General features: G+C 68.9%; 11 protein-coding genes and 1 pseudogene. 4 read left to right on the top strand and 8 right to left on the bottom strand.

All coding sequences use genetic code 11. From position 1 onward, the window contains the following. Positions 1-61 precede the first annotated feature (61 nt). Entirely contained in the window at positions 62-649 is a 588-nt protein-coding gene (locus tag V2S04_RS08195; RefSeq protein WP_413638017.1) for an NADPH-dependent FMN reductase, read from the bottom strand. A gap of 488 nt (positions 650-1,137) precedes the next feature. On the opposite strand from V2S04_RS08195, the gene V2S04_RS08190 reads away from it, so the two are divergent. Together V2S04_RS08190 and V2S04_RS08185 are read left to right on the top strand one after the other, a co-directional pair. Beyond that, positions 1,138-2,022: a 3,4-dioxygenase subunit beta gene (locus tag V2S04_RS08190; protein ID WP_413638016.1), complete on the top strand. Its 885-nt coding sequence runs from the start codon at positions 1,138-1,140 to the stop codon at positions 2,020-2,022. 55 nt (positions 2,023-2,077) lie between these two features. Continuing rightward, entirely contained in the window at positions 2,078-2,746 is a 669-nt protein-coding gene (locus tag V2S04_RS08185) for a GTP pyrophosphokinase family protein (protein WP_099196890.1), read from the top strand. 88 nt (positions 2,747-2,834) lie between these two features. On the opposite strand, the gene V2S04_RS08180 is transcribed toward V2S04_RS08185, so the two are convergent. Then, complete coding sequence (locus V2S04_RS08180) at positions 2,835-3,677, bottom strand: alpha/beta fold hydrolase (RefSeq protein WP_099196889.1); 843 nt, start codon at positions 3,675-3,677, stop codon at positions 2,835-2,837. Positions 3,678-3,773: 96 nt separating this feature from the next. On the opposite strand from V2S04_RS08180, the gene V2S04_RS08175 reads away from it, so the two are divergent. Further along, positions 3,774-4,352 (top strand): TetR/AcrR family transcriptional regulator, encoded by a 579-nt coding sequence (locus tag V2S04_RS08175; RefSeq protein WP_099196888.1) that lies wholly within the window; start codon positions 3,774-3,776, stop codon positions 4,350-4,352. 9 nt (positions 4,353-4,361) lie between these two features. Here the strand turns inward: V2S04_RS08175 and V2S04_RS08170 are convergent, their stop codons facing one another. Then, positions 4,362-5,576, bottom strand: a complete 1,215-nt coding sequence (locus V2S04_RS08170; protein WP_413638015.1) for an amidohydrolase — start codon at positions 5,574-5,576, stop codon at positions 4,362-4,364. A 283-nt stretch (positions 5,577-5,859) separates the two neighbouring features. Here V2S04_RS08170 and V2S04_RS08165 point away from each other — a divergent pair, with 283 nt between their 5' ends. Then, entirely contained in the window at positions 5,860-6,063 is a 204-nt protein-coding gene (locus V2S04_RS08165; protein WP_363478389.1) for a cold-shock protein, read from the top strand. Between the two features lie 60 nt (positions 6,064-6,123). On the opposite strand, the gene nhaA is transcribed toward V2S04_RS08165, so the two are convergent. The 5 genes and pseudogenes from nhaA to V2S04_RS08140 form a co-directional block, all read right to left on the bottom strand. Next, complete coding sequence (nhaA, locus tag V2S04_RS08160; RefSeq protein ID WP_413638014.1) at positions 6,124-7,404, bottom strand: Na+/H+ antiporter NhaA; 1,281 nt, start codon at positions 7,402-7,404, stop codon at positions 6,124-6,126. A 100-nt stretch (positions 7,405-7,504) separates the two neighbouring features. Continuing rightward, on the bottom strand, positions 7,505-8,185 hold the full coding sequence (locus tag V2S04_RS08155; protein ID WP_413638013.1) for a response regulator: 681 nt from the start codon (positions 8,183-8,185) through the stop codon (positions 7,505-7,507). Further along, positions 8,182-9,624: pseudogene (locus V2S04_RS08150) on the bottom strand (ATP-binding protein); the annotation flags it as partial. The gene V2S04_RS08155 and the pseudogene V2S04_RS08150, both read right to left, overlap by 4 nt. A 35-nt stretch (positions 9,625-9,659) precedes the next feature. After that, positions 9,660-11,702, bottom strand: a complete 2,043-nt coding sequence (locus V2S04_RS08145; protein ID WP_413638125.1) for an APC family permease — start codon at positions 11,700-11,702, stop codon at positions 9,660-9,662. A 221-nt stretch (positions 11,703-11,923) separates the two neighbouring features. Then, positions 11,924-13,384 carry an alanine/glycine:cation symporter family protein gene (locus tag V2S04_RS08140; RefSeq protein ID WP_413638012.1) on the bottom strand — a complete coding sequence of 487 codons (1,461 nt, stop codon included), beginning with the start codon at positions 13,382-13,384 and terminating at the stop codon, positions 11,924-11,926. Positions 13,385-13,402 lie beyond the last annotated feature (18 nt).

The raw sequence follows: 13,402 nt of genomic DNA, 5'->3' as shown, positions 1-13,402 counted from the left end.
GTGGACTCGGCGAGGTCCCGTGCTCTCGACGTCGGAGAGGCGAGAGAGCGGGCGGGGGCGGTCACTCGTCGCGGTCGCCCACGTGACCGGGCAGTGTGCTCGAGAGCACACGTTCGACGAATGCCGCGTACTCGTCCATGTAATGGCGCAGGAACTTCGCGGTCGCCTCGTCGTGCACCTCGCCGTCGGGGCCGTAGAGCTCGGGCTTGAAGGTGATGTACGCCTCCGGCGCGTTCAGCTGCGGCGCGTTGAGGAAGCTCAGCACTCCGCGCATCGACGACTGCATGACGGCCGTGCCGATCGCGCCGGTCGATGCGCCGATGATGCCGGTGGGCTTGCGGGCGAACGAGTTGTGGCCCCAGGGGCGCGAGCCCCAGTCGATCGCGTTCTTCAAGGCGCCGGGAATCGAGCGGTTGTACTCGGGTGAGACGAACAGCAGGCCGTCGGATGCCTCGATCGCCTGCTTGAAATCGGTGACCGCGGCGACCGGCGACTGCTCGTCGTCGCGGTTGTACAGCGGGAGATCGCGAATGGGTATCTCGGTCAGCTCGAGGCTGTCGGGCGCCAGACGAACCAGTGCGCCGGCGAGCACGCGGTTGATCGAGTCGCCGGCGAGGCTGCCGACGATGTATCCGATGCGGTGGACCATGTCGTTCTCCGATCTTCGGGGGTGCCTCAGGTCTACCCGCCCGGCGGGCGCACGACAACGGGGGTTGCGCGCGAGCGCCTATACGGTGCAGCCGGGGCGATGCTCAGGCGTCGGAGGCGGGCAGGCAGTCGGCGAGGCGCCCGAGGCGCAGGCGGGAAGACGGATCCTCGACGGCAACGGCGCCGACGGCGTTGGCCGGTCGTGCGGGTCTGACCGCAGCGAATGCCACATGCTCACCGCGGGCGAACAGCGCCGAGCCCTCGGCGCAACAGGTCTGCCTTTCCGGAGCGGACCGCCCGGGCGCTCGGCGCGAACAGCCTTTGCGGCACGGGATCCCCCCCTGGCAGCGTGGTTCCTCATTCAATGATGCGGATCATAGAAGAAGCACAGGTCGTTCATCGAACCTTCCCGCCCCAGCCATGAGCATCGATCAGGGCGGGCTGGTTGCCTCTCACCATGGCCGAACGGGCCGACGAGAGGATCCCACCATGAACACCGACACCCGCTGGATCGACGCCGACGGCCACGAGATCGACGAGGACCACCGCGGGCTCGTCTACGACATCCGCACGCTGATCGATCGGCGGCGCGCGCTGGGGATCTTCGGCGGCGTCGCGGCGACCGCGCTGCTCGCGGCGTGCGCGCCCACCGCATCCGCTGAGTCTCCCGAGGGCGCACCCGGCTCCGGACAGCCGCCGCAGGGTGGCCCCGGCGGCGCCCCAGCCGAGCAGGACGCCGGCGAGCTGCTCGACGGCGAGGTGCCCGACGAAACCGCCGGCCCGTACCCTGCTGACGGCTCCAACGGCGTGAACGTGCTCGACGACTCGGGCATCGTGCGCAGCGACATCCGCTCGAGCTTCGGATCGTCGACGACGACCGCGCAGGGCGTGCCGCTCGAGATCGTGCTGACCGTGCGCGACGCCGCCACCGGCGCGGCGATGACCGGAGCCGGGGTCTACCTCTGGCACTGCGACCGATCCGGCGACTACTCGCTGTACTCGGACGCCGCGAAGGACGAGAACTATCTGCGAGGCGTGCAGCAGACCGACGAGACGGGCACAGTGCGCTTCACCTCCATCTACCCGGCCTGCTATTCGGGTCGCTGGCCGCACATCCACTTCGAGGTCTACGACGACGTGGCCACCGCGGTGGCCACCGGACCGATCGTGAAGACGTCGCAGATCGCGCTGCCCGACGAGACCAACGCGAAGGTCTACGCGACTGAGGGCTACGAGAAGAGCGTGCGCAACGCGTCCCAGGTCACGCTGACCCAGGACATGGTGTTCGGCGACGACGGCGGCGTGCTGCAGCTGGCGACGATGACCGGGTCGGTCGAGAAGGGCTACACCGCCGCGCTGTCGGTCGCGGTGTGAGCGGGGGGTCGTCGTGCCCAGCCGATTCCGAACGCTTCGACGTAACGTCGAGGGCATGACGACCCTTCCCGTCGACGACGCCGCGATCGCCGAGGCGAAGCAGCTGCGCGACGCGTTCCAGCGGTTCCTGCGCGAGTACGAGTTCGGGATGCGCGAGGTCGAGACGAAGATCTCGATCCTGCGCGACGAGTTCACGCACATGCACGCGTACAACCCGATCGAGCACGTCAAGAGCCGGGTCAAGACGCCCGACAGCATCGTCGAGAAGATCGCGCGCAAGGGCATCGAACCGGATTTCGAGGTGATCCGCCGGGAGATCACCGACATCGCCGGTGTGCGCGTCACCTGCAGCTTCGTCAGCGACGTGTACCGCCTGTTCGACCTTCTCACGCAGCAGGACGACGTGACCGTGCGCACGGTGAAGGACTACATCGCCACGCCCAAGCTCAACGGCTACCGCAGCCTGCACGCGATCATCGACGTGCCGGTGTTCCTCTCGACCGGACCGGTCGCGATCCCCGTCGAGGTGCAGTTCCGCACCATCGCGATGGACTTCTGGGCGAGCCTCGAGCACAAGATCCACTACAAATTCGCCGGCCGGGTGCCCGCGCACCTCGTGCAGAGCCTGACCGACGCGGCCGAGGCGGCGGGTGAGCTCGACGTGCGCATGGAGCGACTGCACCGCGAGGCGCACGAGAGCAATCAGCGCGCGATCCAGGTCTGACGGATTCAGGACGAGCGCGATTCTGAAGGATGCCGCGGGCGGCAGCATCCTTCAGAATCGCGATCGTCCTTCAGGGGTGAAGCGGGTCTTACTTCGCGAGGAACGAGGTCAGTGCGGCGTTGACCTCGCCGGCGTGGGTCCAGAGCAGTCCGTGCGGGGCGCCCTCGATCTCGACGTAGTCGGCGGCGGGCACAGCCTGGTGGAACCGGCGGGCGGTGGCGTCGATCGGCAGGATGTTGTCGTTCGTGCCGTGCAGGATCAGCGTGGGCTTGCCGGCCTCGCGCACGGCGTCGACATCGCCGCGGAAGTCCTCGATCCAGGCGGGCACGACCGCGTAGGCGGCGACCGGCGCGCTGGTGACCGAGAGGTTCCAGTTCGCGTCGACGACCTGCTGGCTGATGCGCGAGCCGAGGTTCTCGTCGAGGTTGTAGAAGTCCTTGTAGAAGTCGGTGAACCAGGCGTAGCGGTCGCCCCTCGCCGCGGCCGCGATGCCGTCGAAGACCGACTGCGGCACACCCTCGGGGTTGTCGTCGCGCTGCACGAGGAAGGGCTCGAGCGAGGCGAGGAAGGCGAGCTTCGCGACGCGGTCGTGACCGTAGCGGGCGACGTAGCGGGCGAGCTCGCCGGTGCCCATCGAGAAGCCCACCAGCACGACGTCGCGCAGGTCGAGCGTCTCGAGCACGGTGTTGAGGTCGGCGGCGAAGGTGTCGTAGTCGTAGCCGGTGTCGACCTTGGACGACTGGCCGAAGCCACGGCGGTCGTAGGTGATGACGCGGTAGCCCTGGTCGAGCAGCTCGCGGGTCTGGCGCTCCCAGCTGTGGCCGTTGAGCGGGTAGCCGTGGATGAGCACGACGGGCTGACCCTGTCCCTGGTCTTCGTAGTAGAGCTCGATGGGGGTGCTGTTCTCGGTGCCAACGGTGATGGTGCCCATGATGAGATCCTTTCCAGTGGGAGTGAGAACGGTCGTTCTCGCTGCTGTGCTCAACCATAGGGGAACGATCGTTCTCGTGTCAACTAGACTCGTCACATGACCGCAGATGACGCACGCGAGCAGGTTCTCTCCGCCGCCGAACGGCTCTACTACCGCAAGGGATACGCGGCCGTGGGCATGGACGAGCTGCGGGCCGCCGCCGGCGTGTCGCTGCGCCGGCTGTACGCGCTCTTCCCGTCGAAAGACGACATCATCGCGGCCGTGCTGCAGCGCAAGCACGAGGAGTGGGAGACGACACTCGCCGCCGCGGTGGCCGATGCGGGCGACGACCCGCGCGCCCGGCTGCTCGCGGTCTACACCTACCTCGAGAACTGGTTCTGCGCCGACGACTTCCGCGGCTGCGCGTTCATCAACGCCTTCGGCGAGCTGGGCGGTACGAACCCTGTCGTGGCCCGGCTGGTCAGAGAGCACAAGGCGTCGTTCCAGAGTCAGATGGCGACCCTCGCGGCCGAATCCGGTGGCAGCGCCGCGCTCGCCGCTCAGCTCTCGATCCTCGCCGAGGGCGCGCAGAGCACCGCGGCGATCTCCGCAGACCCGCAGGTCGCAGCTCAGGCGCGAGCCGCAGCAGAGGTGCTCATCGACGCCGCTCTCAGCTCGTCGAGCGCGCGGGCCTGACGGAAGTCGTCAGTCGAGGAACGCCCGCGCCGCGGTCGCCATGGCGGTGACGCCGACCTCGATCGTGGGGTGGATCACCGGGGCATAGAACGGCGAGTGATTCGTGGGGACGTCCTTGTCCACCGTGCCGCCGGCCAGGGCATCCGCGTACACCTTCGGGTCGACGCCGCCCCAGAACCAGAACACCAGAGGCACGCCGGCGTCGCGGGCGAACCACGACACGTCCTCGCTGCCCGTAAACAGCCCCGGATCGATCACCGACTGCTCGCCGAAGACGCCCTGGAACGCCGAGACCACCCGGGCGGTGGCGTCGGCGTCGTTGATGGTCGCCGGCAGCCGGTGCAGGGTCGAGATCTCGGGCTCGCGTTCGGCCCCGGATGCCATGGCCTCGGCGCGGATGACGCGCTCGACCCGCTCGAGGACCTTCTCGCGCAGCTGCTCGTCGGGATAGCGCAGGCTGAGCTGCAGCGTGGCGTCGGCCGGAATGATGTTGTTCTTCGTGCCGGCGTGGATTGCGCCGACCGTCACGACGGCGAGGTCGCGCGGGTCGACCTCGCGTGAGACGACGGTCTGCAGCCGCATGATCGTCGCTGCGGCCATGACGATCGGGTCGACCGTCGAGTGCGGGCGCGATCCGTGACCGCCGCGACCGTGCAGCACGACCTGGATGCCGTCGGATGCCGACATCTGCGGCCCGGGGCGCACCCCGATCGTGCCCGCCGGCAGGGGAGTGACGTGCTGGCCGAGCACCACGTCGGGCTGCGGGAAGCGGTCGAGCGCACCGTCGTCGAGCATCGCGCGAGCACCCGCGCCGTACTCCTCGGCGGGCTGGATCACGACAACCACCGTGCCGCTCCACTGCTCGCGCTCGGCGACCAGCCGCTCGACCGCGCCGATCATGGCGGTCACATGCATGTCGTGCCCGCAGGCATGCATGACGCCCACGGTGTTGCCGTCGGGGTCGACGCCGGTCGCGGTCGACGCATAGGCGAGCCCGGTCTCCTCGACGACGGGCAGGGCATCCATGTCGGCGCGCAGCCAAACGGTCGGCCCCTCGCCGTTCCTCAGCTCACCGACGACGCCGGTGATGCCGACACCTTCGGTCACCTCGAGCCCGAGATCACGCAGGTGCGTCGCGGCGATGCCGGCGGTGCGCGTCTCCTGGAACGACAGCTCGGGGTGCCTGTGCAGATCGATGTAGAGCGCTTCGAGGTCGACGGTCATGCGATGAGCCTAGCCGGGGGCACTGCCGGGAGAGCCGTCGGGCGTGGTACGGTGAGGTGTCCCTCCGCCGGAGGGCCCACTCTCACAAGGCTCGCGAATCTCGCTGCAGCCCATCACCCCGATCCCATCCCGCGTGTGAGTTCCGCGGAACAGGATCCCCACGATCCCGTCGGGTCGCACGCATCGCGTCACCTCATCGGCATCGTCATAACGTACCCGCCGGACAATTCAGCGGGGGCACTTCGGCTGCGACAGCGGCCCCATCGAAAGAAAGCAGAAGCACATGGCCACTGGCACTGTGAAATGGTTCAACTCGGAGAAGGGCTTCGGTTTCATCGCTCCCGATGACGGCTCGGACGACCTGTTCGCGCACTTCTCGGCGATCCAGAGCAACGGCTACAAGGAGCTCACCGAGAACCAGAAGGTCGAATTCGACGCTGAGCGCGGCCCCAAGGGCATGCAGGCGGCGAACATCCGCCCGCTCTGATCTCAGAGACACGCGAACCGGTCGGGACCCATGGGGTCCCGGCCGGTTCTGCGTCTGCGATCAGTCCGCGTCGAGTCTGCGGTACCGGCGGTTGCGCAGACCGAGAAGAGCGGATGCCAGCAGCGCGGCGCCCACCGACGCGGTGAGGATCGCCACCTTGGCCTGGTCGTGATGCGGGTCGTCGACGCTGAAGCTCAGCTCGGCGACGAGCAGCGAGACCGTGAAGCCGATGCCTGCGAGCAGCCCCACGCCGATCAGGTCGATCCATCGCAGCGACGGATCGAGATCGATCCCTCGCGCACGGGTCACCAACCACGTCGCTGCGGCGATGCCGAGCGGCTTTCCGACGACGAGGCCGGCGATGATGCCCAGCACGACCGGGTCGCCGAGCGCCGACGCGAATCCGTCGGCGCCGCCGATCGCCACTCCGGCGGAGAGGAAGGCGAAGACGGGCACGGCGATGCCGCTGGAGATCGGCCGGAAGCGGTGCTCGAACACCTCGGCGAGACCGGGGTCGCTGTCGTCTCGCCGGTCGCTCCGGCGGTGCAGCACGGGGATCGTGAAGCCGAGCAGCACGCCGGCGATCGTCGCGTGCACACCGGATGCGTGCACCAGCGCCCAGGCGACGAAGCCGAGTGGAAGCAGGATGAACCACGCCGCCGACGGGCGCAGATGGAAGAACCGCCGGTATCGCTGGGCGATCGCGCCGTACACCGCGATGGCCGCCAGACCCAGCAGAAGGGGCAGGATCTGGATGCTCTCGGTGTAGAAGATCGCGATGATAGCGATGGCGACGAGGTCGTCGACTACGGCGAGGGTGAGCAGGAAGATGCGCAGCGCCGACGGCAGGTGCGAGCCGATGATCGCCAGCACCGCCACGGCGAACGCGATGTCGGTCGCGGTCGGGATGGCCCAGCCCTTCGCCGCACCGGCGGTGCCGGAGGTGACGGCGACATAGATCAGCGCCGGCACCGCGACTCCACCCAGCGCGGCCACGACCGGGACGATCGCCGTGCTGAACCGGCGCAGATCGCCGGCGACGAACTCGCGCTTCAGCTCGAGCCCGACGAGGAAGAAGAAGATCGCCAGCAGGCCGTCTGCCGCCCATTGCCCGATGGTCAGCCGCAGGTGCCAGGGCTCATAGCCGAACTCCACGTCGCGAAGCGCGAAGTATCCCTCTGCCCATGGGGAGTTGGCCCACAGCAGGGCGAGCGCGGCGCCGACGACGAGGAGCAGGCCTCCGACGGTCTCTTTGCGGAGGATCTCGCCGATGCGTGCGGACTCCGCACGGGACGACAGAGGGAACAGGGTGCGGCGCAACCGCGACGGGGAGCGTGTCATGGGATTCTTTCCGGTCGACGGACGATGACGTCGACCAGGCTTCCCGACACTCCTCGACCAGTTTACCTTGGCGACGACCGGAGGCGGTGCTGTCGTCGGCTCACCCGAGAACCAGCCGGTAGCCCATGCCCGCCTCGGTGAGCAGGTGTTCCGGCCTGCCGGGCTCGCGCTCGAGCTTCTTGCGCAGCTGCGACATGTACAGCCGCAGGTAGCCCGAGTCGGTCACCTGGTCGCTGCCCCAGATCTCGCGCAGCAACTCGAGCCTCGTGACGAGGGCTCCCGGATGCCGGCACAGATGCTCGAGCATCCGCCACTCGGTGGGGGTGAGGTGGACGGGTGACCCGCCGCGCGTCACCAGGGTCGCGGCGAGGTCGACGACCACGTCGCCGAACCGCACCACCGAATCCGTCGCCTCGCCCGTGGGCGTGACGCGGCGGGCGAGGGCGCGCAGCCGCGCCAGCAGCTCATCGACCTGGAACGGCTTGGTCACGAAGTCGTCGGCACCGGCATCCAGCGCGTCGATCTTGTCGGCCGAGCCGGTGCGGCCGGAGACCACGATGATGGGCGCCCGGGTCCAGCCGCGCAGCGCGTGGATCACCTCCATGCCGTCGAGCCGGGGCATCCCGAGATCCAGCAGGATGATGTCGGGGTGCGACTGCGCGGCCAGGGTGACCGCCTCGGCGCCGTCCGACGCGGCGATCACGTCGTAGCCGTGCGCGGCCAGGGTGATCCGCAGCGCGCGCACGAGCTGCGGATCGTCGTCGGCGATGAGCAGCTTCACTCGGTGTCCTCTCCGCGGGATGCACTGCGGGATGAGGATGCCGCGGCCAGCGGCAGCGAGACGACCATCGTCAGCCCGCCGCCGGGCGTCTGCTCGGGAATGAGCGTTCCCGACATGCCCTCGGTGAAGCCCTTCGACAGCGCAAGGCCTAGCCCGAGGCCGGTGTTGTTGTCGGTGTCGCCGAGCCTCTGGAACGGGGCGAACATCCGCTCCTGCTTCACCGCCGGCACACCGAGGCCGTGATCGATGATCCGGATCTCGCCGTATCCGCCACGTCGTGCAGTCGAGACCACGACCGGCCGGCCCTCCGGAGCGTGCCGGTGCGCGTTCGCCAGCAGATTGACGATCACCCGCTGCAGCAGCACCGGATCGGCGCGCAGCGGAGCGAGGGTCGGATCGAGCTGCAGCTCGACCTCGGACGGTGGCAGACCGAGCTCGTCGAGGGCGGCGAGCACCGTGGTCTCGGCATCGGTGTCGCTCAGCGACACGGCCAGCACCCCGGCCTCGACCCGGCTCACATCGAGCAGATCCGTGATCAGGGTCGACAGGGTGGCGAGGCTCTCGTCGGCGGTCGCGAGCAGCTCGTCGCGGTCGGCCGGCGAGAGGCCGTGCGCGGCGCGGAGACCGCCCACGGCCGCCATGGCCGACGCGAGGGGGCGGCGCAGATCGTGGCTCAGGGCGGAGAGCAGGGCGCTGCGCACCTGATCGGTCTCGGCCAGCGCTTCGGCCCGCTGCGCGGTGGCGCTCAAGTCGGTGTGCTCGATCGCGGCCCCCAGCTGCGCGACGATCACCTCGAGCAGGCGTCGGGCGGGGGCGTCGAGGGGGCCGCCGTGCAGCTCGAGCACCGCCTCGGGCGCTCCGCGGGCGTCGCGGCCGACGTCGACGCTGGTGAAGCGGCCGTCTCGCACCGGCTCTCCGTCAGCGGCGATCACCTCGCCGCTGCGCGAGACCAGGCGCACGCCGCTGAGTCCGAATGCCTCGCGGGCGCGGGAGATCAGCGCCTGTACGGCGTGCTCGCCGCGCAGCACGTTGCCCGCGACCGACACGAGCAGCTCGGCCTCGGCAGTCGCGCGCACCGCGGCACGGCCGCGACGGGCGGCGACGCTCACGATCAGGCCGACGAGCACCGCGATCACCACGTAGAGCGCGAGCGCGACGGCGTGCAGCGGGTGAGCGACGGTGATCGAGAACTGCGGGGCGACGAAGAGCAGATCGAGCGTGAGTCCCGAGAGCACGGCCGCGAAGACGGCCGGGAACAGGCCTCCGATCAGGGCGACGACGACGACGAGCAGCTGGTACCAGAGCACCTCGGCCGTGATCGACTCGGGGCTGCGCAGCAGGAACAGCATCCAGGTCAGCAGCGGCCCGCCGATCAGCGCGACCGCGAAGCCGGCCGCCTGACGACGCCAGCCCAGGGCGTCGCGGGTCACCTGAGGCAGGATGCCCAGCGCGCCGAGACCGCTCCCGCTGCTCATCAGTGCCCTCCCGTTCGAATACTAGACGCGCGCTCCCTCGTCGCGCGCGCGGCATCCGCACCCGCATCCTGATGCCCGGCATCCGACCGCTCTCCGGCATCCGGCGGACCGGCGGGGCGCTGCACCCGGCGGCCGGACGCGACGATCGGGCGCCCGGCCCGCTCCTGACCGGGCACCGGCCGGGAGCGTCGGCCGTAGATCAGCTCGGACGAGTCGAGCAGCCACGGCACGAGCGTGATCGACACCCCGTGCACGAGCATCAGCTGGCTCGCGAGCCGCCGCGCGCGGCGGTTGTGCAGCAGCGCCTCCCACCAGTGCCCCACGATGTACTGCGGCAGGTACACCGTCACCACGCTCGAGCCGTGCTTCTCGCGATACCTGTCGATGAACTCGGCGACCGGCTGCGCGAACGAGCGGTACGGCGAATCGAGGATCACCAGCGGCACCGGCATCCGGCGCTCCCGCCACTCGCGCTGCAGCTGCTTGCCGTCTTCGGCATTGAGTGCCACGTGCACCGCGAGGGTTTTGGAGTGCTCGGCCGCGATGGCGTAGTCGATCGCCTTCAGAACCGGCTTCTGCAGCCGATTGACGAGGATCAGCGCGACGTCGCCGCTCGATCCGAAGTGGACGGAGTCGTCGATCGCGATCTCGTGCTCGACGTCGCGGTAGTACCGCTTCACTCCCATCATCAGCAGCGCCAGGATCGGGATGGCGAAGAACACCAGATAGGCGCCGTGCGTGAACTTCGTGATCGTGACGATCACGAGCACCAGGACGGTCAGCGTCGCACCGGCGGAGTTGATCACGAGGCCGGTTCGAGCCGAGCGCCGCGTCATCGTCGCCTCGTCCGTCGAGAGGTCGCGGGTCTCGCGCAGCAGGCGTCGCCAGTGCCGCACCATGCCGATCTGCCCCAGCGAGAACGACACGAACACGCCGATGATGTACAGCTGGATGAGCGTGGTCAGCTGTGCGCGGAACACGACGAGCACCGCCATCGCGCCGATGCCGAGCAGGATCATGCCGTTCGAGAACACCAGACGGTCGCCGCGAGTGTTCAGCGCCTTCGGGGCGTAGCCGTCGCGGGCGAGCACCGCCCCGAGCAGGGGGAACCCGTTGAACGCGGTGTTCGCGGCCAGCAGCAGCACGCACGCGGTCGCCGCCTGGATGAGATAGAACGGGATGCTCCCGCCGCCGAACGTCGCCGAGGCGACCTGCGCCATCAGGCTCGGCTGCGGTGAGTCGCAGTCGAAGCCGATCAGCTCGCAGGGGTTCTCGGCGTAGTGCACCCCCGAGATGAGCGCGAGAGCGGTGAGCCCGGCGAACAGGCAGATCGCGATGGTGCCCATCAGGGTGAGCGTCATCTGGGCGTTGCGCACCTTCGGCGCGCGGAAGGCGGGAACGCCGTTCGACACGGCCTCGACGCCGGTGAGCGCCGAGCATCCGCTCGAGAACGCCCGCAGCACGAGCAGGATGACGGCGGCCTGACTGAGGTCCTCGGCCTGCACACCGAACTCGGCGCTGGAGGCGACCGGCGGATCGCCGAGGAACGTGCGGATCAGGCCGGTGACGATCATGATCCCCACCGAGCCGATGAACACGTAGGTGGGGATCGCGAACACGAGAGACGCCTCGCGCACACCTCGCAGGTTGATGACGACGATGAGCACGACGAACCCGACCGCGAGCTCGACCCGCGCGGGGTCGAGGGCGGGGAGGGCGGAGATGATGTTGTCGACTCCGGATGCCACCGACACGGCGACCGTGAGCACGTAGTCGACCAGCAGCGCCGCGGCGACCGTCACGCCGGGGATCTCGCCCAGGTTCTTCGACGCCACCTCGTAGTCACCGCCGCCAGACGGGTACGCCTTGATGAGCTGCCGGTAGCTCAGCACCACGACAGTCAGCAGCACGACGACGGCACCCGCCACCCAGGGGGTGAAGCTGAGGAAAGCCAGCCCACCGAGGGCGAGGATCATCAGCAGCTCCTGCGGGGCGTACGCCACCGAGCTCAGCGCGTCGGACGCGAAGATCGGCAGCGCCATGCGCTTGGGCAGCAGCTGCTCGTCGACCTGCTCACTGGTGAGCGGGTCGCCGATGACCAGGCGCTTCGCGATCTGCGGCGCCTCGGAGCGGTCTTTTCCATCCACGGCCCTAGACGCTACGCGCGCCCGCGTCGCCGATCTCGGATCCTCACGCTTTCCCTACGGGTCGGACCGGCGTCCTCACACGATCCTTACGGCCGGCTCGGCGCTTCCGGCCTCGCTCACCGCTTCCGGGCGGCCACCGGGATGGGTCCGGTGACGCTCAGCGCGTCCTCCCAGCACTGGATGCCCGCGACCTCGGGCATCCGCTCCCGGGTGAACACCGGGTCGAGGCCCGCCCGACGCTGATCGAGGTAGTCGCGCAGCAGCTTGAACGCGACGCCCGAGAGCAGCGCGATCGCGATGAGGTTGACGATCGCCATGACGCCCATGATGCTGTCGGCGGTGTTCCAGATCAGGTCTGCCGAGGCGATCGAGCCCAGGAACACGACGACCACGACGAGCGCGCGGTAGGTCTGCAGCACGCCGCGCTTGGCCCGGATGAACTCGATGTTCGACTCGCCGTAGTAGTAGTTGCCGAGGATCGAGCTGAACGCGAGCAGGAAGATGATCACGCTCAGCACGATGTTCGACCAGGAGCCGAGCGAGCTGACCAGCGCGTTCTGCGTGAGCACGATGCCCTGCTCGGCGTTCGCGAGGTCGGGCGTCGCGACGAGCACGATGAAGGCGGTGATCGAGCAGACCAGGAACGTGTCGAAGTACACGCCCAGCGTCTGCACCAGGCCCTGCTTCACGGGGTGCGTGACCGCGGCGGTGGCGCCGGCGTTGGGGGCCGAGCCGAGACCGGCCTCGTTCGAGAACATGCCGCGCTTCGCGCCGACCATGATGATCGTGCCCAGGGCGCCGCCGGCTACCTCTTTCGTGCCCCACGCCTGCGTGTAGATCGAGGCGAACACCTCGGGCAGTCGCTCGATGTGGATCGCGACGATCACGAGACCCAGCAGCAGGTACACCAGCGCCATCAGCGGCACGACCGCAGACGACACGCTGGCGATGCGGCGCACGCCGCCGAAGATCACCAGGGCGGTGAGGATCGCGAGCACGGCGCCGACCACCCACGGGATCCAGCCGACCTCGCCGCCGAAGCTGCCCGAAACGGTGGCGCTGATGGTGTTCGCCTGCAGCGAGTTGAACGAGAACGGGAAGCAGAGGATCAGGATGACGGCGAACACGATGCCCATCCACCGAGCTTTGAGGCCGTACTGCATGTAGTACGCCGGTCCGCCGCGGAACCCGTCCTGGTCGCGCACCTTGAACGTCTGGCCGAGCGTCGATTCGATGAAGCTGGATGCGCCGCCGATGAACGCCATCGTCCACATCCAGAACACCGCTCCGGGACCGCCGATCGCGATCGCGGTGCCGACGCCGGCGATGTTGCCGACGCCGACCCGGGAGGCCGCCGAGATCGTGAACGCCTGGAAGGCCGACACCGACTGCGGCCGGCCCTCGGCATCCGTCGGGGTGCGGTCGGTGAGCGTGCGGAACATCTCGGGGATCAGCCGGAACTGCACGACACCGGAGCGGAACGTGAAGTAGAGGCCGAGCAGCACCAGGATGGGCAGCACTGCCCACGTCCAGAGCTTGTCGCCGAAGAAGAGCACGAAGTCGTTGAGCGCGTCCATCCGACCAGTATTCCGTGC

This window comes from Microbacterium sp. OR21, assembly GCF_047306785.1.
Taxonomy (GTDB): domain Bacteria; phylum Actinomycetota; class Actinomycetes; order Actinomycetales; family Microbacteriaceae; genus Microbacterium; species Microbacterium esteraromaticum_E.
Note: the sequence above shows the minus strand (reverse complement) of the source record. Positions and strands in the feature narration are given on the sequence as shown.

Coding starts and splice junctions, on each gene's coding strand:
- V2S04_RS08195 (WP_413638017.1), bottom strand. CDS start 649: ATGGTCCACCGCATCGGATACATCGTCGGCAGCCTCGCCGGCGACTCG.
- V2S04_RS08190 (WP_413638016.1), top strand. CDS start 1,138: ATGAACACCGACACCCGCTGGATCGACGCCGACGGCCACGAGATCGAC.
- V2S04_RS08185 (WP_099196890.1), top strand. CDS start 2,078: ATGACGACCCTTCCCGTCGACGACGCCGCGATCGCCGAGGCGAAGCAG.
- V2S04_RS08180 (WP_099196889.1), bottom strand. CDS start 3,677: ATGGGCACCATCACCGTTGGCACCGAGAACAGCACCCCCATCGAGCTC.
- V2S04_RS08175 (WP_099196888.1), top strand. CDS start 3,774: ATGACCGCAGATGACGCACGCGAGCAGGTTCTCTCCGCCGCCGAACGG.
- V2S04_RS08170 (WP_413638015.1), bottom strand. CDS start 5,576: ATGACCGTCGACCTCGAAGCGCTCTACATCGATCTGCACAGGCACCCC.
- V2S04_RS08165 (WP_363478389.1), top strand. CDS start 5,860: ATGGCCACTGGCACTGTGAAATGGTTCAACTCGGAGAAGGGCTTCGGT.
- nhaA (WP_413638014.1), bottom strand. CDS start 7,404: ATGACACGCTCCCCGTCGCGGTTGCGCCGCACCCTGTTCCCTCTGTCG.
- V2S04_RS08145 (WP_413638125.1), bottom strand. CDS start 11,702: ATGGCGCTGCCGATCTTCGCGTCCGACGCGCTGAGCTCGGTGGCGTAC.
- V2S04_RS08140 (WP_413638012.1), bottom strand. CDS start 13,384: ATGGACGCGCTCAACGACTTCGTGCTCTTCTTCGGCGACAAGCTCTGG.